Consider the following 25,852-nt stretch of genomic DNA (forward strand, 5'->3'; position numbering starts at 1 on the left):
ATATTCTAAAAGGAATTAATAACCGTAATTCCTGCAGAATTAGATTGATGCATTTGTGGCAAGTGCATTGGTACTTCTTCGAGGGTAATAGTTTGGGTTATCATTTTCCCTAAATTAATTTTAGCTGCTTTAATAAAATCAAACATTTCCCCGTATTTATGGGATTGCATTCCATGACTTCCCAGGATTTCCAATTCATTAGCCACAACCAGCGGCATTGGTATTGGCGGTGTAGCATGCGATGCTGTCATAAGTCCAATCTGAATATGCTTACCTCGCTTTCTGAGTCCCATTATGGAATTCAAACAGGTAGTGGTATGCCCCAGGGCGTCTATAGATATATGCACACCACCATTACTAAGTTCTTTAATGGCCTGCACAACATTATTCTTGCTGGCATTAATAGTAAAGTCTGCACCCAGGTCACTGGCCTTCTTACATTTCTCATCACTTATATCTATAGCTAACACTTTGGCCCCAATCCCCTTAGCAATTTGAATTGCGGAAAGCCCTACTCCACCGCATCCATGAATGGCAATAGTTTGATCTGAGGTTAATTTACCCTGTTCTCTAATTCCACGGTACGCTGTTATAAACCTGCAACCCAGGCCTGCAGCTTCAAGGAAATTAATATCATGAGGCAGCTCTACAAGGTTTTCGTCAGCATAATCTATTGCCACATATTCAGCAAAAGAACCCCAGGCTGTAAAACCCGGTTGGAACTGATAGTCACATACCTGCTGATTACCTTCCAGGCAATAGGTACAGGATCCGCAACCTCCTACAAAAGGGACGGTGACCCGTTGCCCTTCACTCCAATTAGTAACCTCCTTCCCTACAGTCATTACGGTTCCTGCCAGCTCATGCCCGGGAACATGCGGCAAGACAATATCCCGATCATGCCCCATCCAGCCATGCCAGTCACTTAGGCATAAGCCACTGGCTTCAACTTTAATAACCACGCCAAAGTCTGAGGGACTGGGGTCATTAACGCCGGCAACTGAAATTTGCCCTTGAAATTCATTATATAAAGCTGCTTTCATAGTTGAAAATGAAAATATAGTAAAATCATGAATCTTTAACTCGTGATATCACTGCCTTTTGTACCCTAAAATAATGAATTTTAATAACTAGATAGTATGAAATGCCTGTGTTGAAATAATCTTTGCGCAATTTGTTTCCAATAAAAAAGGCGGAATAATACAATTCCGCCTTTTGGACTTAACCACTGTTCCTTATGGCACAGGAACCAAATCAAAGTCTTGAATTATTTTATTCCCCGCCACAATAGTTATTTCTTCTGCAGTTTGTGTCTCATAGCCTTCCAGCTCTACCATTACATCATATGAACCGGCATCAAGACCCATTATTGTATAATTGCCATTGTCGTCTGTAGGAGCCGTCATAATCGGATCTAAAGTCCCTGTTTCAAATACAGTTACCGTTGCCCCTTCCAAACCTATGGATTCCTCATCCTCAATGGTTGAAACCAATCCAGATAGCGTACCGGCTGTAGTCAGATTACTGGCCTTAATTACAGGTTTAAAATTAAACCCAATTATTCCTGAAACATCTTTACTGCTTCCTTTGGGAATAAAAGACCTGCTTACGTCAAAGTCTAAAAGTAAATCGGCACTTAATTCACCACTAACCAATATGGACGGATCAATAAATACTTTAATGCCGGTTTGTTCTCCACTTGGCACTTTTAAATCAAATATAGTCCCATCGGTAAGAACAACGTTTACCCCTTTGACATAAATTCGGATAAGATCATAGGAACCTACGGGCACATCGATATCCACAATTGTTTCAGTAAGACCATTTACAAGTTCTATAAGATTAACCTCTCTTTCTTCTTCCGATAGGACTATAAAAGAATTTCCGCCTTCCTGTTCTTCGGGATCTTCTTCCTCCATTGAACCTTCCTGTAAACGTGCTTCTATTTTAAAAATGGTAATATTTGCTTCCGAAATAAGATCATAGGGAAATGGAGCATCCGTTAATTGTACCGTTAGTCTGCCCGTATCTGACTCTTTGTTCAGGTCTTCAGAACATGATGAAAAAAACAATAATGCCAGAATGATAAAAGGAGATAAAAGTCTAATTTTCATGGGGGATTAGATTTATATAATAGAATAATTCTATTAATTATTGAAATTAAAAATTCAATTTTAAAGCGCTAATTTCCAGATTTTTAATGTAAGAATTACTTATTTCTTCATTTTTTCGATAAAATACATCTCAGCTTTACTAAGGATAGGATCTATTCTAAATGGTTAATAATGGTGTTATAAGTTTGTTTTTCAGTCTTATAGATATAATGAAGAATAAAACTTTAAGTCTATTATCGTTCCTGGCTTACTTAAAACAAAAAAGAGCGCTTTTAGCGCTCTTTTATTATTTTCAGGTTGTTTAACTTATTTTGCGTCCAATACTTTGGTACTTATATAGGAGCTAGACCTTATAATTTTCCCTTCTTCATTAAAGTCATGAATATATAAGGCCGGCAGAATTATTTTTTTGCCGTCAGCTTTTCTGACCATTCTAAACTTCCACCAGGATTGTACAGTTCTGCCATCACGCAAATCATATTCCAGATAGTCCGGATAGCCAACGACATCAATACTTGTTATTTCGAAAGCATCCATAATTTCCTTATTTCGTTCTTTTACTTCCTCAAGACTCCAGGACTCACCATCTGGCAACTCCAAAGAATTAAAACGAGCATCTTCCTTAAAAAAACTATAGGCCGTTTCAAGGTCCATATTCTCAAAGGCGCTCATCATCTTGCGAACTGTATTGATATTGTCATGATGGTTGTAAATAATGCCATTTCTTCTATCTTCAAAACTTTGTCCAATCTCCCAGAAAACACGCTCATTATAATAATTGATCATGGTTTCTATTTTGTTATCATCATTCAACTTAAATAGCCGGTGTGTTGGCATGTCAATTTTTACGCCGGTCTCATTGTGCATTGCTTTTAAGTGATTCCAGGTCTGTACCCATACGCCACTTTCCTTGTATTCTATAGCATCAGGATAAGCACCCTGGGTAGGCTTGAATGAAACATAGGACAGGTTTTCTTTCCAATATTTGGATTGGTCTATAAGTTCTTCTTTGGTGTTCCCTTTGGCATCTTTATTGGTGCTGGTGCCATTGTAGGATTTAAAATCATCAGCCAGATATGAACCCAGCTTATCGGTATCTCCAGTAAAAAAAGCATCAAGCATTCCATTTACAACATCTATTGCCGGATGTTCATTATAGACTTTGCCATTGTTCTTTTGAGAATATCCCAAAGCAACAAAAAGCATTAAGGCAGTAAAAAATACATTTTTCATATTAGAAATTTTAATGGTTATGGCTGCAAAAAAATATAATCTGCTAAGATCTGCCAAGCCTAAAAGGACGAACACCTGTATTTTATGTCCCAAGCTATCAGTTTACTGATCGAAAGACCAAATTAAGAGTGGATAATAAAATTTTCCTGAAATTCGTCAAGACAGAATTTATCCATTATTGACACATAATTGTTATCTTCTGCACAAATTCAGTATTACAAATCGTACTATGGAAGCTAAGCCGGCCGGCAGTAAGAAATTCGGGACTTTCGCAGGCGTATTTACGCCTACTCTTTTAACTATTCTCGGTGTAATAATGTATTTGAGAATGGGTTGGGTTGTGGGTAATGCCGGTCTTTTGGGCGCCTGGTTAATAATCATTATTTCATTCCTTATTACCTTAACCACGGCTCTTTCCATGTCGGCAATAACAACCAATATACGAATAGGTGCCGGAGGTGCTTACGCCATAATTTCTCAAGCACTTGGCCTTGAAGTAGGCGGCAGCCTTGGTATTCCCCGATATGTTTCTCAAGGCCTTGCAGTTACCATGTATATTTTTGGATTTAGAGAAGGCTGGCTGGGTATTTTCCCTGACCATAGCCCCTTTTTAGTGGATATAATTGTGTTTGGGGTTTTGTTAACCATTGCCTACATAAGTGCAGATCTTGCCATTAAAACCCAGTTCTTTATAATGGGTGTTATTATTCTCTCCCTTGTATCGATAGTGATGGCTGCATATTATGGGTCGATGACTATTCCAACAGAAGAGGCCATACGATGGGGTAATTTCAAAGGCTCACCTGAAAACGATTTTAGCGGAAGTACATTCTGGATTGTATTTGCCGTATTTTTTCCGGCTTCAACCGGGATAATGGCGGGTGCCAACATGTCCGGGGAACTGAAGAATCCTAATAAGAGTATTCCATTAGGTACATTATGGGCAATTGGGATAAGCTTCATTATCTATATGTCACTCGCCTTCTGGTTGGCGCGTTCTGCCTCTGAACAGGAACTTATCTCCAACTATAATATCATAATTAACAAGTCCTACTTTGGACCATTTGTGATTGCCGGAATCCTTGGTGCTACCTTCTCTTCAGCTCTCGCATCGCTCGTGGGTTCCTCCCGTATCCTTTTTGCGATGGGGGAACATCGGGTATTGCCATATGGAAAATTTCTGGCAGGGCAAAGTGCCAATGGTCAGCCCAGAAATGCAATGATCGTTACAGGGATTATGATTTTTATTACAATGCTATTGCGCGACTTAAACGCAGTTGCGCCTCTGGTAACCCTCTTCTTTCTTATCACTTATGCTATGATCAATATTGTAGTAATAATAGAGCAAAACCTTGGTTTAATAAGTTATCGACCTTTGTTCAAGATTAACAAATGGGTGCCCTACATTGGGTTGACGTCCTCGGTATTAGCTATGTTTATTATTAATCCAACGATAAGTCTAATCTCGATAAGTATTGTTTTTGTAGTTTATTGGTTCCTGTCCCGCCAGCACATTGAGACTCCTTTTGAGGACGTTAGGTCTGGTCTTTTTGTTTCGTTTGCAGAATGGGCTGCAAAACATACCTGGGGTATGAAAACGATGCAGCAACGAGCATGGAAACCAAATTTAATGGTCCCGGTTAGGGATGTTACGGGTGCCAAGGGTAATTTTCAGTTTCTACGGAACATTGCCAAACCAAAAGGATCAATAAAACTGGTAGGTATTGAACCCAATGGAGCGAATTCCAACCTGGCTGAGGAACTTTCTTCTCTTTCAGAAGCTTTTAGAATTAAAGATGTATTCTCTTCCTGGACGGTAATTAATACTGATGATTTTGCCAAAGGTGTTAATTACGGCAATCAGGCTTTGAAAGGAGCTTTCTTCAGGCCTAATATAGTTTTTTTGAACCTTCAGCAGCACGATGATTACGAAACGGAGATAAGGCCTGTAATAAAAGAATCTATCCGCCTGGAAATTGGAGTTTTATTGTATTCTTCCCATCCCACCGCTTTATTAGGGAGAAGAAATATGATTAATGTTTGGGTAAGTGACAGAACTGACAACTGGGATATTGGATGGGATATTGGTAATTTAGACCTATCTATTTTAATAGCTTATAAGCTTAAAAAAAACTGGGATGCAAGAATTCGCCTGATAATAGTTATTAAAGATGAAGAAGAAAGAGAGAACGCCCAGAACTTCCTGAATTTGTTGATTAATCTGGCACGCTTGCCAGAAACACTTACCGAAGTTCGGGTCGGGAATTTTAAGGATATGGCAGCAAATGCACCTTCGGCCGACCTTAATATTTTTGGAATGCAGGAAAATTTAAGATTTGAATTTGTTCAGGAAATGACCCTGAGTACAAACAGTTCCTGTCTGTTTGTTAAGGATTCCGGACATGAAAGCATACTTGCATAATTTTTTTTAGGTTGGCTGCTAATGGTTGCTGTTATTTTCGGATAAAAAATCTAAAATTGTTCCCGTTATACTAGTTGATTAGTTTATTTCTTGTCTTAACCACCTTTACAACTAAAAATTGATATGTTTCTCATTGATGTCCTAATGTTTTAATATCTTTAATTCTCGTTATTTATGCTGTTTATATTTTACAGATAAAACACGAAGGGTTTAATAGCTATTACAAATGAAAGCCACTTTAAAAGCGCCAGATACATTAGAAACATATTTTCAACCTTTTAGAAATCAAGTTGTTGGGGTAGATCAAAGTTTTGAATCGCCTTTTGGTAAGAAAAAAATCATCTATGCGGACTGGATTGCCAGCGGAAGGTTATACCGTCCTATTGAAGAAAAATTGCTGCATCAGATTGGCCCTTATGTGGCTAATACGCATACCGAAACCTCAGTAACCGGCTCGGCCATGACGCTGGCCTATAAAGATGCCAGGAATATTATTAAAAATCACGTAAACGCTTCTGCGGAAGATGTTTTAATAACTGTCGGTACGGGAATGACAGGTGCAATAAATAAATTTCAAAGAATTTTAGGATTAAAAGTTTCTGAAAACCTGAAAGAGCATACAAAGATCCCTGATGCTATAAGACCTATTGTTTTTATATCTCACATGGAGCATCATTCCAACCAAACCTCCTGGTTAGAAACAATCGCACATGTAGAAGTAATACCTTGTAATTCTGAAGGCTTGATTTGTTTAGATAGTTTTAAGGAATTGCTTTTGAAATATGAAAAACATCCTATAAAAATTGCTTCCGTCACCGCTTGCTCAAATGTGACAGGTATTGTAACGGATTACTATGAGGTTGCCAGGTTAATACATCGTTATAACGGATTGTGTTTTGTGGACTTTGCCTGCTCTGCACCATATGTGCCAATAAATATGCATCCAAAAGATAAAGATGCCTATTTAGACGCTATTTTCTTTTCTCCACATAAATTTCTGGGCGGACCGGGAGCTTCGGGGATTCTGATTTTTAATAAAAAATTGTACAAAAATTTAGTTCCGGACAATCCGGGAGGTGGAACAGTAGCCTACACAAACCCCTGGGGAGATCATGATTATATAGATGATATAGAAACCAGAGAAGACGGGGGTACCCCGGGTTTTCTGCAGACCATAAAGACAGCATTAGCAATACGTCTGAAAGAAGAAATGGGAACTGATAACATTTTAGCAAGGGAACATGAGATCGTTGACAAAATATTTAAAGAATTATCCCATATAGAGAATATACATATACTGGCCCAAAGACATAAGGATCGATTAGGGGTTATTTCTTTTTTTATAGATGATGCACACTATAATTTGGTTGTAAAAATACTCAATGACAGGTATGGTATACAGACCCGAGGTGGCTGTTCCTGTGCAGGAACCTACGGTCATTATTTATTAAATGTCGATCTATCGACATCCAAAGCAATTGAACAAAAAATCCTTGAAGGCTGCCTTATTGAACGTCCGGGTTGGGTGCGTATGTCCGTACATCCGATAATGACTGATCGGGAAATAGATTTTATCTGTGAAGCTATTAAACAAGTGGCTTTGCAACATAAAGAATGGGGCAAAGATTATGAATACAATAGTATGAAGAATGAATTTGTATTTAGGGACAAGGAACCCATAGAAAAAACCATTACAGCAGATTGGTTTAATATAAAATAAAACTGAGTAGGGTCCTTTTTTAACAATAGAAACCTACTCAGTTAATTACTAAGTCAGACTTAGCAGATGTTTTGGCTGATCATCGTTTGGGCTATTTTAAGCCATTTCTTCTTCTTTCTTATTTATGGTTTCCACATACTTGTTAATTAAATCCGGAACTTTTTCAAAAGCGGCAGCTAAACCATGGGATTTACCTGCTTCTATAAATGATATCTCGTCATCTTTAGTTACTAAAAACCCAATAGGTTCAATACCCATTCCTGCTCCGGCACCCATGCCCTGACCTTTTTTGGCTTTGGCTTCCATGCCTTCTCCTCCGCCGGATCCAAATCCCATACCTACCTTAATAACAGGTATGCATTTAAATTCGCCTAATTGAAATTGTTCGCCAATAACAGTTTCAGTTTTTGCTTCAGTTTTGATAAAATCTGTGATTTTACCCAAAAATTCTTCAAAATGTAATTCCATGATAAATTTTTTAAAAGTTAATAAATGATCTTATAATGCTAATAGGTCGGCTTTGCAGGTGTAAAACCATGTTCACTCTTCCATCAAAATTTACTTGAAAAGTGCCAACATGGTGATTCAAAAAAGCAAATGCAGGATAAAGTTTTGCGTTTTCAATGCAATCTCCTGTATCAATATCTACCAGTAATTTTTTCACTTTAAAAGATTTTAGTACTTGTAGCCCTCCTTTAAAATTTGATTTGATATCTCTCCTCCTGCCGGATTTTTTTTCAACTTTTTTCTTTTGCTCCTTTTCCTTTTTTCTTAGCGGATAGAAATAAAACCTGGTAAATAATGTGTTTAGCCTTATCCGTAAAAATTCTGTTTCGTGCCCTTCTACGGCGACTTTAACCAATCCCAAAATTCGAACGAAGTATTGCTTTTTAGCCATGTTTATTACAATATCCAGGGGAACAAATAAAAGATAAAGGATAAACAAAAGCAGGAGTAAGCCTAATACAACCCAGAGCATCGTTTTATTTTTATGCAAAGGAAAAACATCATTTGTTTTTTGACAATGATTTGAATCATTGCAATGCAACTATCCCATGAAAATTTTACAGATTAATTTGTTCATTGAAAGTAACTGATTAAAGTATCTCAACCCATCATGATTGCAATTCAAAGAATCGGATGATTTTCTTTATGAAAGGGGTCTATAATATACCTTAGAAGAGAAGAAATTCTAAGCATTATATCAAAACATACATAGTATTTACTGTAATTAATGGTTTTCACCTAATATAACTCCCGGCATTGATATCTATAGTAGAACCTGTGGCATGGTCCATCTGGCCGCTGCACATAAGTACTACAACCGGGGCTATATCTTCGGGAGTGGTTATTTCATTTAAGGCCAATTCACTAAGTATATTTGTTTCACCATATTTGCGAATTGCATCTTCTGCCATTTCTGTTCGGGTGAATCCTGGAGCAACAACAAATGATTTAATGTTGTATCTGCCAAAAGATCTGGCTACAGTTCGTGAAAGCGAGGTTAGCCCCCCTTTAGAGGCCGCATATGCAAGATATTCCTCCGTTTCACCACGGAAGGCAGCCCTGCTTCCAATGTAAATGAATCGTCCTCCACCTTGTTTTTTAAAATATTCTATCCCTAATTTTGTAAGCAGACCTGCTGATTCAAGGTTAATGGCCATGGTTAGCCGCCAGTTATCAAGCCAATCCTCAGTGGTACCTTCTGTTGACTGGGGCAAAAATATACCGGCGTTCAGTACAATGGTATCTAATTTCCCTAATTGTTCAATCGCTCGTTTAAAAAGTAATTCTACTTCATCGGATTTGGAGAGGTTTGCCTGGAAAGTTTCGGCTTTTGAATATTTAAGCTTTACATTATCAGCTTCAGTTCGGCTGCTGTTGTAATGTACCCCTACCCGGGCATTAGCTTCAAGTAAGTGAATGGCAATTGACTTCCCTATGCCCCTGGAAGCCCCGGTAACCAGAATATTCTGTCCTTTTAAATTCATTTAAATTTGCACTATGTACTAGTGAAAGTATTGAGAATCTATTATAAATCCAACTTTTAAGTGACACTTAAACCCCACTCATCGTTTCCGCCTTTCACTATTATGTCTATTCTTTTTACAATTGCCCTATTGATCCATGTTTCCCTTTTTAATCTTTATAGATAAAGGTATTTTGAGAATACCGGATTAAAGAAAGTTTATTAAGCATAATAAATAAAAAATTGAATGCAATTTTGCACAAACACGGAAGTGCTATGAACAATGATCCTGCCCATTTTTTATATGACTATTTAATTGAAACAGGGATATCTGAATCTATTGCAAGGTATTTAAATTTAATTGGACTGTTGCTGACCACGTTAATTGTAGTTGGCATCCTTCATTTTGTAATTAAAAAGGTCATACAGAGGGTCTCTGTACTTTTTGCCAGAAGGACAAAAACCAACCTGGACGACATTGCAATTACAAATAAGCTCCACAGATTATTGGCAAATGTCTTCCCGTTGCTACTGGCTATAGAGTTGATTCCTGTGGTTTTTGCAGACTTTGATTATTTGGGAGGAATGGCTTTGAAGTTTACAAATATTCTAGCCATTATTCTAATCCTGAACATTGCAAAAAGCATTTTACGAAGTTTGAGGGACTACCTTAAAACACTACCACGCTACCAGGATAAGCCTATTGATAGTTATATACAGGTTTTTATGATAATTGGCTGGATCATGGCCATTTTGACCATTTTTGCAATTATTACAGATACGTCTATCTGGAAGTTTTTCACAGCTCTGGGAGCAGCCTCAGCTGTATTACTTTTATTATTTAAGGATTCCATTCTTGGGCTGGTTGCAAGTATTCAGGTAAGTATGAATGATATGGTTAGAATCGGGGATTGGATCACCTTTGAAAAATATGGGGCTGATGGCGATCTGATAGAAATTAGCCTGGCTACGGTTAAAATTCAGAATTTTGATAAGACAATAACAACAATACCCACTTATGCCTTAATTACAGACTCTTTTAAGAATTGGAGAGGGATGCAAGAGTCCGGTGGTCGGAGAATAAAACGAGCTTTAATTATTAAGCAGAAGAATATAAAATTTTTAACCCCCAGTGAAGTTAATAAGTTAAAAGAAATACAACTTTTACATGATTATTTGAATTTGAGAAATGAAAAAATAGCAAAGTATAACCAGGAAAACAATATTGATAAATCACTTCTTGTGAATGGTAGAAATCTAACCAACATTGGTGTTTTCAGGAAATATATGGAGTCCTATCTGAGTAATCATAGCGCGCTGAACAAAAATATGACCATGATGACAAGACAACTTGCACCAACCCCGCAAGGTATTCCCATAGAGGTTTATGTTTTTAGTAGTGACAAAAGATGGAAGAACTATGAATATATAATGTCGGATATATTTGATCATTTGCTGGCTGCTGTCACCTATTTTGATCTTGAAGTCTATGAATTACCCACTTCAATTCAAAAGGATGGTACCTAGACCCATCAGAAATATTATTTTTTTGTAAAAGAAATTTAAAGATTCCCTAATCTTTATAAAAATCCAAATCCAGAGATTCAGTTCTGAGTACACAGGAATATTTGTCTATCTTGTATTTTCTAAAAAAATAGCTGTGTATAAAAAATTATTGTTTCTCGGCTTTCTGTTTACAATGGTAAATGGTAGTGCTCAGGATAAAAAGATTGAAATAATCACCGAAGAAATTCCTAATCGCATCGCATTTTATGCAGTTAATGTTAATGCACAAGACCTTGATGTAATGTTCTCGCTAACCGGAACAAATTTCAGGCAAAGTAGAGCAAGACCAAGGTTTATAAGGGTTCCTGCCGCTTCAAAAGTACATATGAAGACCATAGTTCTTTTTAGGGATAAGAAACCTTCGTATACTTATAAGCTAGAGGTGAACGATAGTTTGTCTGCCAGGGCATTGATAAAAGAATCTGAACAAATCAAGATTAAGCCGCCTAAACAAATAACGGTTTATGTCCCGGAAACATGTGATCTATGTGATAGTCTGCTAATTCGATTAAGTGGAAGTAAGTATCTCTTCAATCTAGTTAACCTCGACGAAAAACCTAAAATTAAGGAGCAACTACAAGCTGCGTTTGGAAAAGAAACACCAATAGACTCACTCACTTCTCCTATAGTAAATCTTGACGGAAAACTGTTTACTAATCTGAACACCTATGATCTGTTAATGGAACAGGTTAATAAAGAGTAGTTTTTGACATTAACCATATTATCAAAAAACAGGTCGGTCAAAACTGCATTGGAAATATTAAATTTCCGGCCTGCCTTTTAGTCTTTTTTCTAATTTTTGTTTAAGGGCAGTTAATCGCTTCATGAGCTCCATTATCGCCGCATCCTGATTCTGCTTGTACAGTTCATTTAAGCCTAAAATAAGTGACTTTGCTTCCCTTGAAGCCACAATACGGTCATTGGTTGTAAGTTTGGTCCATTTACGCTGTTCAAACGACCTTGCCTTCTCAATTATATCCATAGTATCTTTAATCTTTGTTATTAGAAGGAATGATTATTTATTCCTTACTCAAAATAGCCCTATTATTTTATAAATTCCAAAAAATAGACAATTTAGTTATGCAATAGCCCTATTTCGGGTGCATAAATTTATAAATTCTATTATATTGTCTAATGGCTTTAACATATGTTTAAACATATTTATTTCAATTTCAGATTTCGAATCTGGGTTTTTGAGGATTAATTTTGAACTTTAATAAAATATTCTTGTAAAATAGTTTTCCCATTAGCAGACATTAACCTGGTAATTATTTCGTCTGCAGGTATAACATTCACGGCGTTGACCAGGTTGTGCGCTAACATATAATTGTAGGCATGGCGTTCAAGGAAATCTGCCAAAAAAGGTAATTCTTCGGCGGTCCAGAATCCGTTTAGTGAATCTATTATACCGTCAAAATCTGATCCTATTGCCATACAGCCCCAGGCAAAAAGGCCTTCAGCATCCAGTACTTCGGCAATATGCTGTATCTGATTCCACAATAATTCTGAGCGATAGTGCATTATTTTGTTTCGCTTTAATGATTTTTTTGTCTTCTTTAGTGTCTTTTTATTGACAATTCTACGCTCATCAAGCTGTAGTCCTATTATACCCTTGCTTTTGGCTATACGTATAATTTCTTCATCAAAAAGATTAATAGCAACAGGATTTAGCTTGCTGGCAGTTTTGGGGTTTGCCGGAAGCGGATCGTCGAAAGATTTAAGACCATTACAAGCCGCATGGCTTGCTATTACCGGAAGATTCTTAAAATTCGGGTTTCCTGAATCAAGTATTTGATAGTATTCTTTTCTTGCCTGAACACTCATATGCTTAATGTCTGGTATGATTCTTTTATTATCGGTATCATCAACGAGTCTCTCCAATACTTTTCTTCCTAAAGGGGTAAATCCCTGGTTAAGTCCTTCAGTTTGATCTGCAAATTTCAATATTATTCCAGACAGGCTTTCAGAATGGCCACATAATTGATTCCAAAAGTGATGGGCAATTGTGATGAAAAAAGGGCGAAATCCCCAATTTTTTATTTTCTCAAGATTTGTCAGTACTTCAACCTCACTATAAGACTGCCTCAGGCCGGTGTTGAGTACATGTAATCCTTCAATACTCAAGATAACGCATATGGTGTGTACTTTTGATCCGGATTTATTTTCATTCTTTATTTTCTGAATTTCAGTAAAACTATTGACCAGTTTATAGCGAAACTTACCTTCCGGCAGCCGCACTATTTTACCATCCAATTGCCTGTAAAAATCGTACTGAGTTTCCAGATCCCTAAAATAATCGGTTATCCCTTGTAAATAATCAACACGCTTACCCCCTACTCCTAATGCAAAATTTGAAGCAAGATCCAGTAATAATTCACTGTTCATTTTGTTTCTCACAAACCATTTTTCCAATGGATAAAGCGATACGCATACAATGCCCACTCCGCCTTTAGCAAGGCTTGTAAAGTTTGCCTGGGAAAATTTGGTAAGTCCGGTGAAGTAGTTTAATAATTTATCGGTAATGGAAGGAGGATCATAGTGCCAAATACTTCGTTTGCTACTCCTATGGCCTATATGAATTCCCTTAGGCGTATAATTGAAGCTTTTTCCAAACGGTTTTAAGGAAGGGTGACAGTGAAAATCAATATACTCATCATTAAAATGCATTGTTGCCAGGAACTAAATCTCGTAAATTAAATTACAGAAAATTATTACATTTCGCTGAATTGCAAAATAGTAATGTATCAGTAAGCAGATATTATGTATGATTTGCGTTTACAATAAGAGCTCAAATCCTATGATATTGATTTTCAATTTAAATTATAGATAAAAAAGCCATATCGCCTGAAATTTAACGACATGGCTTTTTTTAAACCTAAAGACCTGCTTAATTTTTAACCAGGTTGGCCTGAATATTATTCGGAACCGCCTTGAAAGAGGAAAAAGCTGAATTAAATGTTGCTTTCCCCTGAGTTAGAGACCTTAAATTGGTTGAATAACCGTAAAGCTCGGACTGAGGTACTGCACACTTCAGAATCTGATAGTGATCTATGCTGTCAATTCCCTGAATGATAGACCTTCTTGATTGTAAATCCGTCATAACATTACCAACCATTTCTTCGGGTACTTTAACGGTTAATTCCTGTATGGGTTCCAAAAGTTTAGGTTTGGCATTTAGAAAAGCTTCCTTAAAAGCATGCGCCCCTGCTATTTTGAAAGCGATATCGTTAGAGTCTACAGAATGCATTTTGCCGTCATAAACCATTACACGAACATCGCGTATATAAGAGCCTGTAAGCGGTCCTGATTCCATTACCTCTAAAATACCTTTTTTAATGGATGGCAGATAACGTATATCTATGACGCCTCCTACTATACAATTATAGAATACCAACTTACCCCCCCAGGGAAGATCAACTTCTTCCTTGCCTCTGATATTAAACCCTTCCGGTTCAGGCATCCCTTCATACCAGGGTTCTATTTTAAGGTGTACCTGTGCAAACTGACCCGCACCTCCCGATTGCTTCTTATGCCTGTAATTAGCGTTCGATGCTCTTTGTATGGTTTCTCTATATGGAATTTTTGGAGCTTCAAATTGAGCTTCAACTCCATAGATATTGTCCAATGTCCATTTAATAGTTGCCAAATGCAATTCCCCCTGGCAACCTAAAATTAATTGCTTTAGTTCCTTTGAAAATTCAATCACAACTGTTGGATCCTGACTATGGATCTTCTTCAGAGCATCACTAAGTTTTTCCTCCTCATTCTTTTTCACTGCCGATACGGACTTACGCGTTCTTGGTTCCGGGTATTGTATAGGTTTAATAGTAATTGACTCCCCTGGCATATGCAGGGTATCATTGGTCTCTGTACTTTTGAGTTTTAATGTCGCTCCAATATCACCTACTTCCAATTTTGGAACTGATTCTCGTTTTTTACCATCCATAATATAAAGATGATTTAGTATTTCCGTCTCACCAGTTCTGGAATTTACCAATTTATCATTTGCCTTAACTTCCCCCGATTTTACTTTAAAGAAGGAGATTTGTCCCAAACTGGGTTGATAAACAGTTTTAAATACAAATAAAGCCGTTGGTGCTTCTTTTTTACGAACCAGTACATCCCCCTCTACGGTTTGCTCCGGTTTTAAGTCGGCTGCAGCCGGTGCTACGTTATCTATGAAGCCCATTAGTCTGCCGCTACCCATATCATTTAGTGCAGAAACACAGAAAACCGGGAACAGTTCGTGATTTAGCATTCCTGCTTTAATACCTACGCGCATTTCATCTTCATTGAGGGTGCCTTTCTCAAAGAATAGCTCCAGTAATTCCTCGTCATTCTCCGCAGCTTTTTCAACAAGTTCATTGTGCAATTCATCAGCCCTCTCTTTTTGGTTTTCCGGAATTGGCAATTTTTCCGGTTTTCCCCCTTCAGGTGAAAATTTATAGCATTTCATTTTAAGAACATCAATAATGCATTGTGCGCCATCAATAATCAATGGATATTGAATAATTACCGCATTGTTGCCTACGAGCTCCCTTACCCCTTTAAACGAGTTCTCAAAATTTGCATTTGCATGGTCTATTTGATTAACAACAAAAAGTGTGGGCTTAGAATAGTTATTAACATAATTCCAGATTATTTCAGTTCCAATTTCCACACCGTGCTGGGCATTTAAAACTGTAACAATTGTATCTGCCACACGAATAGAAGATATAATTTCTCCTACAAAATCATCCAAACCCGGGGTGTCTATTATGTTTATCTTGTAGTTACGCCATTCGGTATGAAGTGGTGTTGCATATACCGAAGTGCCCCGCTCATGTTCAATTTCATGATAATCTGAAACCGTATTTTGTGTTTCAACCGTTCCTCTCCTGTTAATAAGACCGGCTTCGAAGAGCATGGTTTCGGCAAGCGTAGTTTTACCACTATTATGCGCTCCTACGAATACCACATTTTTAATGTGTTTGTCATCATATATTTTCATATGTCCTTGTTTTTGGGAATAAAATCATAAATCTAATATGGATATAAAATATAGCATATGACTTTTGTTAGGTTTTAGTTTGACGAGTTACTACAAGATAAGTTTTAATTGCTTTTTATCCTTAACTTTTTCATCTTTTTTATAGGTCTGTTCCCAAATTCAAATTTTAACCGAATTAATTATTAAAAAAAGATTATATACTAAAATGCTCTATAACAAGTAAATAAGTATGTTTTTATTTTATGCTACCCCTATCAATTGTTAAAAATTGTATAAAACGGTACTATTTTATACATAGTACTGTAACAAAAATTATTTCTTGTCGTCTATTAGTTGTAGATCATTAAGATTTACAATTAAAAAGGAAAAAAACACTATCAACTTTAAAAAATATAAACGATGAGAAATTTTAGCAATCAAACACCAACAGAATCAAGAAGGTATTCATTCTTTTCTAATTTTAAGAACAGCAAGAGAGTACGCTGGTCAGAAGCAAGAAACTATACCAATTAATATTAATTTAAAAGCGAACAATCATGAGGCATTTTATCAAGCAGACACCAACAGAATCCAGAAGGCACACGTTCTTTTCTAATTTTAAAAACAGCAAAAGGGTACGCTGGGCTGAAGTAAGACACTATACTATCTAATAGCTGGATAGTAAAATAAAAAGTAAGAAAACATTAAAAATAAAAGAAATGAGACATTTACTACAACATTCACCAACAGATTCAAGAAGGTTTTCATACTTCTCCAATCTTAAGGATAGCAAACGAGTTCGCTGGACAGAAAGCAGAAATTATGTACGGTAGCGAAAAGAAAGGATCCGGCCCGATTAAGCCGGCGGAGATTTAACGAAGGAGGTAATAGTAATTAACCTCCTTTTTTTATGTTCATTTACTATCAATTATCCTTTCTGGTGAGAGGAACAAATCTCACAGCCATAACCGCCTTGGTTTTAATTTTCCCCGATTTATTCGTTATCAGCAGTAATTCCCTCACTCCATTGTGTGGTCCGACAGGAATAATCATACTCCCTCCTTCCTTTAGTTGTTTCAAAAGTGGCTCAGGAATTTCCTCTGCTCCCGCGGTAACTATTATTGCATCGAAAGGTCCTTTCTCGGGCCAACCAAGATATCCATCACCGGATTTTACATGAATATTGTCATACCCTAATGCAGAAAGTCTGTTTTTAGCGGTTATAGCCAATACCTCAACAATTTCAATGGTGTATACAGAATCTACTATTTGTCCCAATATGGCTGCCTGGTAGCCAGATCCGGTACCGACTTCCAAAACACGGTGGTGCTTTTTTAATTTCAGAATCTGGGTCATGTAAGCTACGATATAAGGCTGGGAAATGGTCTGCCCCATTCCTATAGACAATGGATTGTCTGTATATGCATACGGTTGCATTTTGGCAGGTACAAACTCATGTCTGGGAACATTTCGCATTGCGTTTAAAGTAGCCGGATCGTTTATGTCTCTTGCCAACAGCTGTTCCTTTATCATGTTTTCCCGTAATTGCTTAAAGTTTATTTGGCTATGACTAAATGTTGCAAACAGGTAAATTATACCCAGGACAAGTACTTTAAATATAAATCTCATTGTTTTCACTGATGTCAATTTAGAATAGTAAGAATTCCAGTACAGCTAAACAGATAATTTAGTTAATATTTTCTTCTTTTATTGGCTTCAAATACCCAATATAATTTATTGAAGACCGCGCACTGCTTATTACTTTTACAGTGGTCTGTCCGCCATAGCCTACAGTAAGAGTAATATCGTGGCGCTCTGAACCGCTGCGTACTCCTATTTTAATAATGGACCGTCTTTTCTTATCAATATATTTTACACTGTATTTATCCGGAACCCCTTTGTAGGTGATACCGGAGTTGGTATTATAGCCCCCGGCCCCTCTTGCTGTGCCAAAAAATGGTAAATCTATATCAACTTCTCCATCTTTGACTATAAAACGATTTGGTATTGTTGCTAATGTTATTCCTGTAGAAATGTAGTTTGGATCGAACAGATAATTACCGGAATCAATCAGTTCCTGCATAACATTATATGCTGTATTTTTTTGGTCTTCCTTTTTTTGATGCTTTTCATCCTTTTTTTGAGCGGTCAAAGTTGAAGTAACCAATATCAAAATTATTGTTTTGAGAAAAATGTTTTTCACAGCTAAAACTTTAAGTTAAAAAAATAAGTATTTCTATTTACAAGATACAAAAAACTGATTTTCAAGGAAGAACTGCCAGTAACACCCATATCCTTTTATCCGGATCTTCTTCCCAAAACCCAAGGTCATTTTCCTTTTGAATGCCGCTAAAACCGGCTTCCTTCAATTCATTTTGCACATATCCTGGTGAAATAGTATGCGCCAAAGTTTGCTCTTGCCTGGATTTTCCTGTCATTTCGCTTTTCAGTTTTTCCAGTACCAATATGCGGCCATCTGGTTTCAGGGCTTTTTTTACATTCAGGAGGATTTGTCTGTAGTCTTTCATTTCATGGTAGGCATCAATAATAAAAGCTACATCTATGCTTTGTTCCGGTAATTTGGGATCGTTATAATCTCCCAAAATAGTATGGATATTTCTTATGCCTCTTTCTTTAGCAATATCATTTAATCTATCCAATCGGTCTTCCCGTACATCTACAGAATATACTTGCCCGGTCTCACCAATATATTTTGCAAGCCTAATGCTCATATAGCCCTGATGGCAGCCTATGTCTGCAACAACATTTCCCTTCTCCACCCCGGCCATTTCAAAAATATCCATGACTTTCATCCATTCATCCCTGTCTTTCCATTCACTCTCTGAATATTGGCCATACAGACCCGGAATGAAGAACAGCATTAAAAGAAAACCTATCGCAATGGCTTTATTTCGCATTTATGTAAGGTAGTATTTTCATTAGTATAAGACTCCTAATATTCTCATAATTCTGCTGGTACAATTTTGTACTTTATGCAATTGGAGAGGAGTAAAACAATATAGTTAAAAATGCACACTATTCCGGGGACATTATTTCATTGTTCACCATGATTTTTTATAACTGAAATATATTTTCATGAGAAAACAGAAGGATCCCTATCGTTTTAGCATAAAAAAGCCTACCAGTGCATTGCCCTCTGTAGTTTCAATCCGATACCAATAAGAATCGGATGCCAGGGGTTTTCCATTAAAGCTTCCATCCCATCCCTGATCCGGAAATAATTGTTTCAATAATTGGCCATACCGGTTAAATATATGTATTGTTCTGACTTCAATTTCCGGTGTTGATGAAACTATCCACTGGTCATTAAAACCATCATTGTTCGGTGTAAAAAATTTAGGGACTGGCAATTCATCCGGTTCGGTCTGAAAACCAGTTGTTGTAAAGGATTCCTCCGGGCAATTTTCTGCCTGTAAATTTAATCTGTATGGAATAATTCTTACGTAAATAGTACTGCCCTCAGGTAGGGGCTGTTCAAAGCCGTAATTGGTTGAATTGCCTACATCCTGAGCATCAACTATATCAAATCCCCCCGGAAAAGTACCAACGGATAGAATATACCCCTGAACATTACTCACAGATTCCCATTCTAAGTTGGAGTTTACATTAATATTAGCTGCACCATTTTTTGGGTTTACGAGTTTGGTACAATCCGGAGGTACTGGTGCTGCACCTGTAGTAAAAGAAATAGGCTGACAATTTGGTGCTACTCCCAGATCATTATAGGGTGTAATGCGGACAAAATACAGGGTATTACCTTCAAAATCAGGAGGCTTATAATTGGTTCCGTCTCCTACGTCAAAATTGTCAAGTATCTTAACACCGCCAATGGCTGATTTCTCTATAGTCATTAGGTAACCCGAGGCATTAAAATCTCTAATCCAGGTAATATTTGCGGTTACTGAAACAAATTCCCCTCCGTCTACCGGATCTATTATTTCGGTACAAATTGGCGGATTATTGCCTCTTGTCCTAAAAGAAACTTCAGTACAGGACGGAGATTCATTAGCACTGTTATATGGTATTATTGTGACATAAATACGTTGCTCAAGGGGTAAATCAACCGGGGGATTATAAGCCGTAACATTTCCTACATCTTCATTGGGTAATATGTCATTTAAACCGGCACTTGTACCAATATTCAAAATATATCCTGTAGCTTCCGGCCGCCCGGTCCAGCTAATATTTGTATTAGGGGGAACTCCATAAGAACCTACTGCCGGGTTAGAAAGTGTAACACAGCCCGGAATAGAACTTGCAAGTCCTGTTGTAAAACTTTCCTCCATGCAATTTGGGGCATCGCCATTATTGTTATTTGGTATTATCGTAACATAATAGACCGTACTGGGCATCAGGCTTGTAGCAGGTGTATAGTTAAGATTGCTACCCACAGGTTCTCTATCTAAAATATCTGTTCCTCCCGGATTTGTACCGATATAAAGGAAATATTGGGTGGCGTTTGCTACTGCCTGCCATTGCAGCTGGGTATTTACGGAAACCCCTGTTTCACCATTGGAAGGGGAAGTCAACATAGTACACCCGGGAGGTCCCTGGGCAGTTAAGCTGGAGAGCGTGCCAAACAGTAGTGTCCAAAGTGTTTTTAGTGCGCACTTTTTTATAAGAATTTTATATGGTACAACTTGAAGATCCACCTTTAAAGATAGCAGAATTATTAAATATGATCTTTATCTTAGGTATGTCTCAAAAAAACACCAAAACTTTCAGGCTCAGATTTTCATTAAAGTTTTAATAGGAACCATTTATCAGGTCGTTGCCTGAAAGCTAAAATTTTCTGTATTTCATGTGTCGCATCTTATTGGCGGCACTGTTACCTTTAAATTTTTCGCTATCAGGATTCCAGTTGAGGGTTTCACCAAGGCTGTAGGCAATATTTGCTATATTACAAACACTGGCAGACCGATGGCCCGTTTCAACATCGCAGATAGGTTGGGTTCTGTTTTTTATAGCATCTAGCCAATCCTGGTAATGGTCTTTTTTTACTTTGTATAAACGTGTGTCTGTATCTTTTAATTCCACATTTAGAATACCCGCTGGGTCAGTTTCAAGAAAACTTCGACTGACATCCATATTACCTTCGGTTCCATAAAAACGAACGCCCCATCCACGTTCAAAGTCTTCATGAACAACTTCTATACCATTTTCGTAATACATCTTTAAGCCACGCACTGCATTTCTATCGGCCGGTGGCACAAATTTCACAGGTCCGGTTCTGTCCATTCCTAACGCCCATTGAACGATATCGAACATATGTGCACCCCAGTCGCATAGAATACCGCCACCAATCTCCTGATACAGGCGCCAGTCTGGCCAGAAATCGACATCATTATTTGAAGGAGCCATCCGATGATTATAGCTCAAAAGGGGAGCCGGACCGCACCAATTATTCCAATTTACTTCCTCCGGCGTTGGCTCTGCAGTTAAATCATAAGGCTTTGCAGGATCACCTACATTTACCAGGATTTTCTGAATATCTCCCAGGTAACCATTCCTGACCAGTTCGCAGGCTTTTCTAAAATTGTCCCATGAGCGCTGCATACTTCCGGTTTGGACAATCTTACCCGTTTTTTTAGCCCATTTAACCATATCGGAACCTTCCTTCAGGGTATGTGTCAAAGGCTTTTCACAAAATACATCTTTTCCGGCTTTCATGGCGTCAATAGACTGCATAGCATGCCAATGGTCCGGGGTTGCAATGACAACAGCATCTATTTCCGGCTGATCCAGAAGTTCTTTATATTCCAGATAAGTGCTAATGCTATTATAGTTGGATTGGTTTCGATGTTCTGCATATACCTTTTCAACATGACCTTTGAACCACGCATTTTTAGTTGTCCAGACATCACAACCGGCTACAATTTGCGCATTTGTATTCTCAACAAATCGTGAAGCAAGCCCCCTGCTCTGCTTACCCAAACCTATAAAACCGAGGTTTACTTTATCACTTGGGGCAACAAAACCTTTTCCTAAAACATGGCGTGGTACAATTGAAATTGCTCCCAGCGTAAGGGCAGAGTTTCGAATAAATTTTCTACGAGTGAGGTTTGATTTTTTGTGCTCCTCTATTGATTTAGAATTTAGTTTTTTGCCTTTCATGATCGGTAATTTTGCTATTTATGAAATGGTTAGAATTAGCTATTAAATTACGAGAAAAAATTTAATAATTAGTCATGTAAAGCTATAATTCAAACCTGTCTGAGTATTGATTTAATGCAATTGCAGACTTAAACCTTATTTGTTAAACCAGTATGTTAGTTTTAATGTAATTGACCATACCCTACCCTCAAAAGGTGCCAATAATTCATTGTTGGTGTAAACAATAAACAAATCCGAAGCCGGACTATAACGCCATTGAAGCCTTGAGTTAAGATTGAAGTTCTTTGATTGTTCATTATATTGAAATAAGTTGGCAAAAAATAGTTTATTGGTGAAAGTAATATCTATCTCAGAACCTATTAACCAAAATTCTGTGGTATTCCATGGTTCCGGCAATTTGATGTTATTATAACTAATATTGGAGCTTAGACTAACGTATGGCTGGAAACGATAGCCCAATTCGCTTATGATGCTTGTTCGTATACCATCTTCGTAGTAGCCCCCATATCTTCCACCGGCCGAATAGGTAAACATACTTTGTGGTCTGGAATTATATGCAAATCTGAAGGCATTCCAACGATGTTTGGTTCCTGTGGCAAGGGAATCTTTACCGGTCCCTGTCGGATCAAAAGGTGCCAGCAATTCTACATACTCATTTAGCCCTTCCAGACTTAAACTGCTTCGGTTACGAAAGTTAACCTGGTATTCCAGTATATTCTGATGATCTGTTTCCCTTATTTTCTCGTTGAAAAAATAATTTAATTTTCCAACCGGTCCATGACTTACTACCGGACCTTTTTTAGGAAACCATAAATGGCCTAAAAATGCACTGAAATTAAAATACCCCTTTCTGGGTACAAAACCAACTTCTGCTGTGTATGTACTATCCACATATTCCTCTTTTATGCCCCAATTCCATTTCCTGCTTTTGTATTCAATGTTAGCAGCTTGTGTAATTCCGTTTCCCTGTTTATCCGGCGTAAAGGATTTTAGCACAAAGGCTTTTCCATTCCACAAGTTGTCAGGTGAGGCCAAATTATATTCCAATCCCAGGTTGCGGTTAAATTTTGGATAGACAGTGCGCAGCGAGTCATTATCCTGCGGATAATTAGTTGATTCCTTATTTACAAAAAGCAATCCTATGCTAGATCGGCTAAATACTTGTCGCTGAAGACTAATCACACCAAAATTTTGACCCGGGAGGCCCGTTGCTTCATCCTTTGCAGTTTGAATGTCCATGACACCCAAACGCCATTTTTCACCCAGGTTTCCGCTAAGCCTTAAACCACCGTTTATTGGAATACCCAGTCCTATTCTCCTTGAAAAGAAAGGTCTGATAGTAGCGTAACCGAAGTTTGCGAATAAATCTGCATTTTCGAGAAAGAATTGCCGTCGTTCCGGAAAGAAGAGTTCAAATCTATCCAGATTCGTAACCTGTCTGTCTACTTCTACCTGAGAAAAGTCCGGATTTATAGTCAGGTCCAGATTTAAGGAGGAGGACAGACTTACTTTTATATCTCCACCTACTTTAGTCTCATAGTCTGTAGTTCCATCTAAATCATAAGTTGTTTGTCCCAACACATATGGAATTAAAGAAAAATTAAAACGCGGAGTCGGAGGGGGTTCATCCCAAACCAATACTCCTGTATATGCAAGTGACGCAGTTGGAAATTGTCTTGGTATTGGGGTCCAGCTTGATTTTTCACTGGTTGCCAAATGTAGCCGGCTGAAGTTTATACCCCATTCTTTAACCCCATCTTCATATCTTATGGATTTAAAAGGAAGGGCCATTTCAAAAATCCATTTATCCTCGTCCCTGGTAACGGCGGAAATCCATTTACTGTCCCAATTAAGATCAACACTGCCACCGGCAGACATGGTACCATCCCACTGAGCCCCGGCGGCATTGGAACCAAAGGAAAACCCTGTAGTCTGGTTATTGAAAGGATCAATGAACAATAGGAAATTATCATTCTTTCCAAACGAAAAATCCCGTCTCATCGACTCCACAAAATAACGTCCGGGAACACTATTATAGAAAGTGGCTACCAGGTAAATATTGGTGTCATCATAGGTCATTCGAATTTCTGATTTATCTGAGGCCTTGTCTGTATCCATGGGTAATACCATAAAAAAATCTTTAGCCACATCAGTTTCTTCCCAGGCTTCGTCATCGGCTATGCCATCAATTTTTACTGGTAAATTAGTTTTGCGAATATTCAAACGAAATTTTTCGTTCTTTTTTTGGGCATTAAGTTGCAGTAGTAAGGATAAGAGAACTAATATAAAAGGGAACTTTTTCATACTGCTGGTCTGTTGAATCCATCAGAATTCCGGATCACCTGCCCAACATCTAAAGTAATAAAAGATATACGGTTTCCGGCATACAAGCTTAATGATTTTTAAACCGGGTTAGAACATATCAAAATTCACAAAAAAATACTGCGCCTATTTTACGTTTCCAGTTCCTTAAGAATATTTTCTGCAGAATTTGTGATGTTCCTGTAGCATCTGTAACCCCACCTCGAAAAGAAAAACATAAATATCCCCATTACGGGCAGATATATAATCAAGGTGCTGGTTTGTAAAAAGAGATCTTTATTTTTCATGATTTTGCTAAATACAGGCAAGCAAGTAAATACTAAAATAAAGCTCAGATATATTCCAACCCTTTGCATAAGTAATAACTGATTCCTTGTTTTTGTAAAACTTACAATAGTCTCCTTAAAGCTATTTTTTGCAATATTTATTCGTTTTATCTTCCCTAATAACCCCAGAGTAATTACGGGTAAAATTATCAGGAAAGCTATTGTGAATATTCCGCAGGAAAGAAGATACCAGGTATCTAATTTAGTGATGTTTACCAATAAATATATGGCCATAACAAAACATATCACTGCTCCTAGTGTTTCATAAAATGTGAGCTTATCAAACTTAGTAGTGTATCTGTTCTGTGTCATTTCCATAATTAGTTCATTGGTTAGTTTTTTTTGCTTCTCTAATTGATCACTCATTTCTGACCAAACTGATTGAAGTTCTTCTATCTCCATATCTTATTTTTTTAATATTCTTGATTTCAATTTTTGCTTGATTCTGGAAATCCGGGTCCCCACATTAGTAATGCTCAAACCCGTAATCTCCGAAATCTCCCCGTACTTTTTACCGTCCAGCAGAAGCAGTATTAAGCCCTTTTCAAGTATGTTTAATTGGTGAATATGTTCATAAACAATTTTTAATCGGTTTTCAAATTCTGCATCATAATTGTCTGTTTGTTTAAGAATAACCCTATCAAGACCAGTGTTACTCGAATGTTTTTTGCTTTTATTTAATTGACTAATTGCTGTATTTAAAGCAACCCGATACATCCAGGTACTAATTTTGGATTCATTTCTAAAAGAATCAAAAGACTTCCACAATTGATAAACAATTTCCTGATATAAATCTTTCTGGTCCTGTTCGCTTTGCGTATAGATGGTGCTGATTTTAAAAATCACGCCTTCATTTTCCCTGATTATCCTGGTAAACGATTCTTCTTTACCCATTTTTTATACCTTCTTTATAGTTAGTAGGCTTATGACCAAAATAATCACACATTTATTGAATTTTTATTGAGATGCGAATTACTTTTATCCGGAGTACCGGCAAAAACGGGATTTGAAATAAGGTTGTGAAAAGAATTTATCTGCAAGACAGACTTTGCATACCAATTTTCACTTCATTCGGA

21 protein-coding genes are annotated in these 25,852 nt (G+C 37.4%); 4 read left to right on the forward strand and 17 right to left on the reverse strand.

The annotated features are described in order from the left end of the window. Positions 1 to 5 precede the first annotated feature (5 nt). From G504_RS0108625 to G504_RS0108635, 3 genes are all read right to left on the reverse strand, one after another. Complete coding sequence (locus tag G504_RS0108625) at positions 6 to 1,043, reverse strand: zinc-dependent alcohol dehydrogenase family protein (protein WP_019669763.1); 1,038 nt, start codon at positions 1,041 to 1,043, stop codon at positions 6 to 8. 192 nt (positions 1,044 to 1,235) lie between these two features. Beyond that, entirely contained in the window at positions 1,236 to 2,114 is an 879-nt protein-coding gene (locus tag G504_RS0108630; protein ID WP_019669764.1) for a DUF4382 domain-containing protein, read from the reverse strand. Between the two features lie 306 nt (positions 2,115 to 2,420). Further along, a complete protein-coding gene (locus G504_RS0108635) occupies positions 2,421 to 3,347 on the reverse strand; it encodes a nuclear transport factor 2 family protein (protein WP_026348472.1) in 927 nt (308 codons plus the stop codon). Positions 3,348 to 3,576: 229 nt separating this feature from the next. Here G504_RS0108635 and G504_RS0108640 point away from each other — a divergent pair, with 229 nt between their 5' ends. Both G504_RS0108640 and G504_RS0108645 read left to right on the forward strand, forming a co-directional pair. Further along, on the forward strand, positions 3,577 to 5,769 hold the full coding sequence (locus G504_RS0108640) for an amino acid permease (protein WP_019669767.1): 2,193 nt from the start codon (positions 3,577 to 3,579) through the stop codon (positions 5,767 to 5,769). A gap of 226 nt (positions 5,770 to 5,995) precedes the next feature. Continuing rightward, a complete protein-coding gene (locus G504_RS0108645; protein WP_019669768.1) occupies positions 5,996 to 7,489 on the forward strand; it encodes an aminotransferase class V-fold PLP-dependent enzyme in 1,494 nt (497 codons plus the stop codon). A 96-nt stretch (positions 7,490 to 7,585) separates the two neighbouring features. Here the strand turns inward: G504_RS0108645 and G504_RS0108650 are convergent, their stop codons facing one another. The 3 genes from G504_RS0108650 to G504_RS0108660 all read right to left on the reverse strand — a co-directional run bounded on the left by G504_RS0108650 (position 7,586) and on the right by G504_RS0108660 (position 9,480). Continuing rightward, the gene (locus G504_RS0108650) at positions 7,586 to 7,957 is read right to left on the reverse strand and encodes a GerW family sporulation protein (RefSeq protein ID WP_019669769.1); all 372 of its coding nucleotides are present in this window, start codon (positions 7,955 to 7,957) and stop codon (positions 7,586 to 7,588) included. Between the two features lie 10 nt (positions 7,958 to 7,967). After that, the gene (locus G504_RS0108655; protein WP_019669770.1) at positions 7,968 to 8,468 is read right to left on the reverse strand and encodes a hypothetical protein; all 501 of its coding nucleotides are present in this window, start codon (positions 8,466 to 8,468) and stop codon (positions 7,968 to 7,970) included. A gap of 262 nt (positions 8,469 to 8,730) precedes the next feature. After that, a complete protein-coding gene (locus G504_RS0108660) occupies positions 8,731 to 9,480 on the reverse strand; it encodes an SDR family oxidoreductase (protein WP_019669771.1) in 750 nt (249 codons plus the stop codon). Positions 9,481 to 9,734: 254 nt separating this feature from the next. Between G504_RS0108660 and G504_RS0108665 the strand changes: the two genes are divergently transcribed. Beyond that, entirely contained in the window at positions 9,735 to 10,985 is a 1,251-nt protein-coding gene (locus G504_RS0108665; RefSeq protein ID WP_019669772.1) for a mechanosensitive ion channel family protein, read from the forward strand. 133 nt (positions 10,986 to 11,118) lie between these two features. After that, positions 11,119 to 11,727 (forward strand): hypothetical protein, encoded by a 609-nt coding sequence (locus tag G504_RS0108670; RefSeq protein WP_157473147.1) that lies wholly within the window; start codon positions 11,119 to 11,121, stop codon positions 11,725 to 11,727. A 57-nt stretch (positions 11,728 to 11,784) separates the two neighbouring features. On the opposite strand, the gene G504_RS0108675 is transcribed toward G504_RS0108670, so the two are convergent. The 11 genes from G504_RS0108675 to G504_RS0108725 all read right to left on the reverse strand — a co-directional run bounded on the left by G504_RS0108675 (position 11,785) and on the right by G504_RS0108725 (position 25,670). Next, positions 11,785 to 12,006 (reverse strand): glutathione S-transferase family protein, encoded by a 222-nt coding sequence (locus G504_RS0108675; RefSeq protein WP_019669774.1) that lies wholly within the window; start codon positions 12,004 to 12,006, stop codon positions 11,785 to 11,787. Between the two features lie 218 nt (positions 12,007 to 12,224). Then, entirely contained in the window at positions 12,225 to 13,691 is a 1,467-nt protein-coding gene (locus G504_RS0108680; RefSeq protein ID WP_019669775.1) for a membrane dipeptidase, read from the reverse strand. A gap of 220 nt (positions 13,692 to 13,911) precedes the next feature. After that, entirely contained in the window at positions 13,912 to 16,014 is a 2,103-nt protein-coding gene (locus G504_RS0108685) for an elongation factor G (protein ID WP_019669776.1), read from the reverse strand. Between the two features lie 903 nt (positions 16,015 to 16,917). After that, entirely contained in the window at positions 16,918 to 17,622 is a 705-nt protein-coding gene (locus tag G504_RS0108690; protein WP_019669777.1) for a protein-L-isoaspartate(D-aspartate) O-methyltransferase, read from the reverse strand. Positions 17,623 to 17,680: 58 nt separating this feature from the next. Beyond that, positions 17,681 to 18,196, reverse strand: a complete 516-nt coding sequence (locus G504_RS0108695; RefSeq protein WP_019669778.1) for a DUF4251 domain-containing protein — start codon at positions 18,194 to 18,196, stop codon at positions 17,681 to 17,683. A 61-nt stretch (positions 18,197 to 18,257) separates the two neighbouring features. Then, positions 18,258 to 18,911: a class I SAM-dependent methyltransferase gene (locus tag G504_RS0108700; protein ID WP_019669779.1), complete on the reverse strand. Its 654-nt coding sequence runs from the start codon at positions 18,909 to 18,911 to the stop codon at positions 18,258 to 18,260. A 198-nt stretch (positions 18,912 to 19,109) separates the two neighbouring features. Next, positions 19,110 to 20,666 carry a T9SS type B sorting domain-containing protein gene (locus G504_RS0108705; protein ID WP_157473162.1) on the reverse strand — a complete coding sequence of 519 codons (1,557 nt, stop codon included), beginning with the start codon at positions 20,664 to 20,666 and terminating at the stop codon, positions 19,110 to 19,112. Positions 20,667 to 20,796: 130 nt separating this feature from the next. Then, positions 20,797 to 22,128 carry a Gfo/Idh/MocA family protein gene (locus G504_RS0108710; RefSeq protein WP_019669781.1) on the reverse strand — a complete coding sequence of 444 codons (1,332 nt, stop codon included), beginning with the start codon at positions 22,126 to 22,128 and terminating at the stop codon, positions 20,797 to 20,799. A 135-nt stretch (positions 22,129 to 22,263) separates the two neighbouring features. Further along, the gene (locus G504_RS0108715) at positions 22,264 to 24,432 is read right to left on the reverse strand and encodes a DUF5916 domain-containing protein (protein ID WP_019669782.1); all 2,169 of its coding nucleotides are present in this window, start codon (positions 24,430 to 24,432) and stop codon (positions 22,264 to 22,266) included. A gap of 149 nt (positions 24,433 to 24,581) precedes the next feature. Next, the gene (locus G504_RS0108720; RefSeq protein WP_019669783.1) at positions 24,582 to 25,178 is read right to left on the reverse strand and encodes a hypothetical protein; all 597 of its coding nucleotides are present in this window, start codon (positions 25,176 to 25,178) and stop codon (positions 24,582 to 24,584) included. Positions 25,179 to 25,181: 3 nt separating this feature from the next. After that, the gene (locus G504_RS0108725) at positions 25,182 to 25,670 is read right to left on the reverse strand and encodes an RNA polymerase sigma factor (RefSeq protein WP_019669784.1); all 489 of its coding nucleotides are present in this window, start codon (positions 25,668 to 25,670) and stop codon (positions 25,182 to 25,184) included. Positions 25,671 to 25,852 lie beyond the last annotated feature (182 nt).

This window comes from Eudoraea adriatica DSM 19308, from assembly GCF_000382125.1.
GTDB lineage: Bacteria > Bacteroidota > Bacteroidia > Flavobacteriales > Flavobacteriaceae > Eudoraea > Eudoraea adriatica.

Coding starts and splice junctions, on each gene's coding strand:
- G504_RS0108625 (WP_019669763.1), bottom strand. CDS start 1,043: ATGAAAGCAGCTTTATATAATGAATTTCAAGGGCAAATTTCAGTTGCC.
- G504_RS0108710 (WP_019669781.1), bottom strand. CDS start 22,128: ATGAAAGGCAAAAAACTAAATTCTAAATCAATAGAGGAGCACAAAAAA.
- G504_RS0108725 (WP_019669784.1), bottom strand. CDS start 25,670: ATGGGTAAAGAAGAATCGTTTACCAGGATAATCAGGGAAAATGAAGGC.
- G504_RS0108645 (WP_019669768.1), top strand. CDS start 5,996: ATGAAAGCCACTTTAAAAGCGCCAGATACATTAGAAACATATTTTCAA.
- G504_RS0108650 (WP_019669769.1), bottom strand. CDS start 7,957: ATGGAATTACATTTTGAAGAATTTTTGGGTAAAATCACAGATTTTATC.
- G504_RS0108660 (WP_019669771.1), bottom strand. CDS start 9,480: ATGAATTTAAAAGGACAGAATATTCTGGTTACCGGGGCTTCCAGGGGC.
- G504_RS0108690 (WP_019669777.1), bottom strand. CDS start 17,622: ATGAGATTTATATTTAAAGTACTTGTCCTGGGTATAATTTACCTGTTT.
- G504_RS0108635 (WP_026348472.1), bottom strand. CDS start 3,347: ATGAAAAATGTATTTTTTACTGCCTTAATGCTTTTTGTTGCTTTGGGA.
- G504_RS0108685 (WP_019669776.1), bottom strand. CDS start 16,014: ATGAAAATATATGATGACAAACACATTAAAAATGTGGTATTCGTAGGA.
- G504_RS0108675 (WP_019669774.1), bottom strand. CDS start 12,006: ATGGATATAATTGAGAAGGCAAGGTCGTTTGAACAGCGTAAATGGACC.
- G504_RS0108715 (WP_019669782.1), bottom strand. CDS start 24,432: ATGAAAAAGTTCCCTTTTATATTAGTTCTCTTATCCTTACTACTGCAA.
- G504_RS0108700 (WP_019669779.1), bottom strand. CDS start 18,911: ATGCGAAATAAAGCCATTGCGATAGGTTTTCTTTTAATGCTGTTCTTC.
- G504_RS0108665 (WP_019669772.1), top strand. CDS start 9,735: ATGAACAATGATCCTGCCCATTTTTTATATGACTATTTAATTGAAACA.
- G504_RS0108640 (WP_019669767.1), top strand. CDS start 3,577: ATGGAAGCTAAGCCGGCCGGCAGTAAGAAATTCGGGACTTTCGCAGGC.
- G504_RS0108720 (WP_019669783.1), bottom strand. CDS start 25,178: ATGGAGATAGAAGAACTTCAATCAGTTTGGTCAGAAATGAGTGATCAA.
- G504_RS0108630 (WP_019669764.1), bottom strand. CDS start 2,114: ATGAAAATTAGACTTTTATCTCCTTTTATCATTCTGGCATTATTGTTT.
- G504_RS0108655 (WP_019669770.1), bottom strand. CDS start 8,468: ATGCTCTGGGTTGTATTAGGCTTACTCCTGCTTTTGTTTATCCTTTAT.
- G504_RS0108680 (WP_019669775.1), bottom strand. CDS start 13,691: ATGCATTTTAATGATGAGTATATTGATTTTCACTGTCACCCTTCCTTA.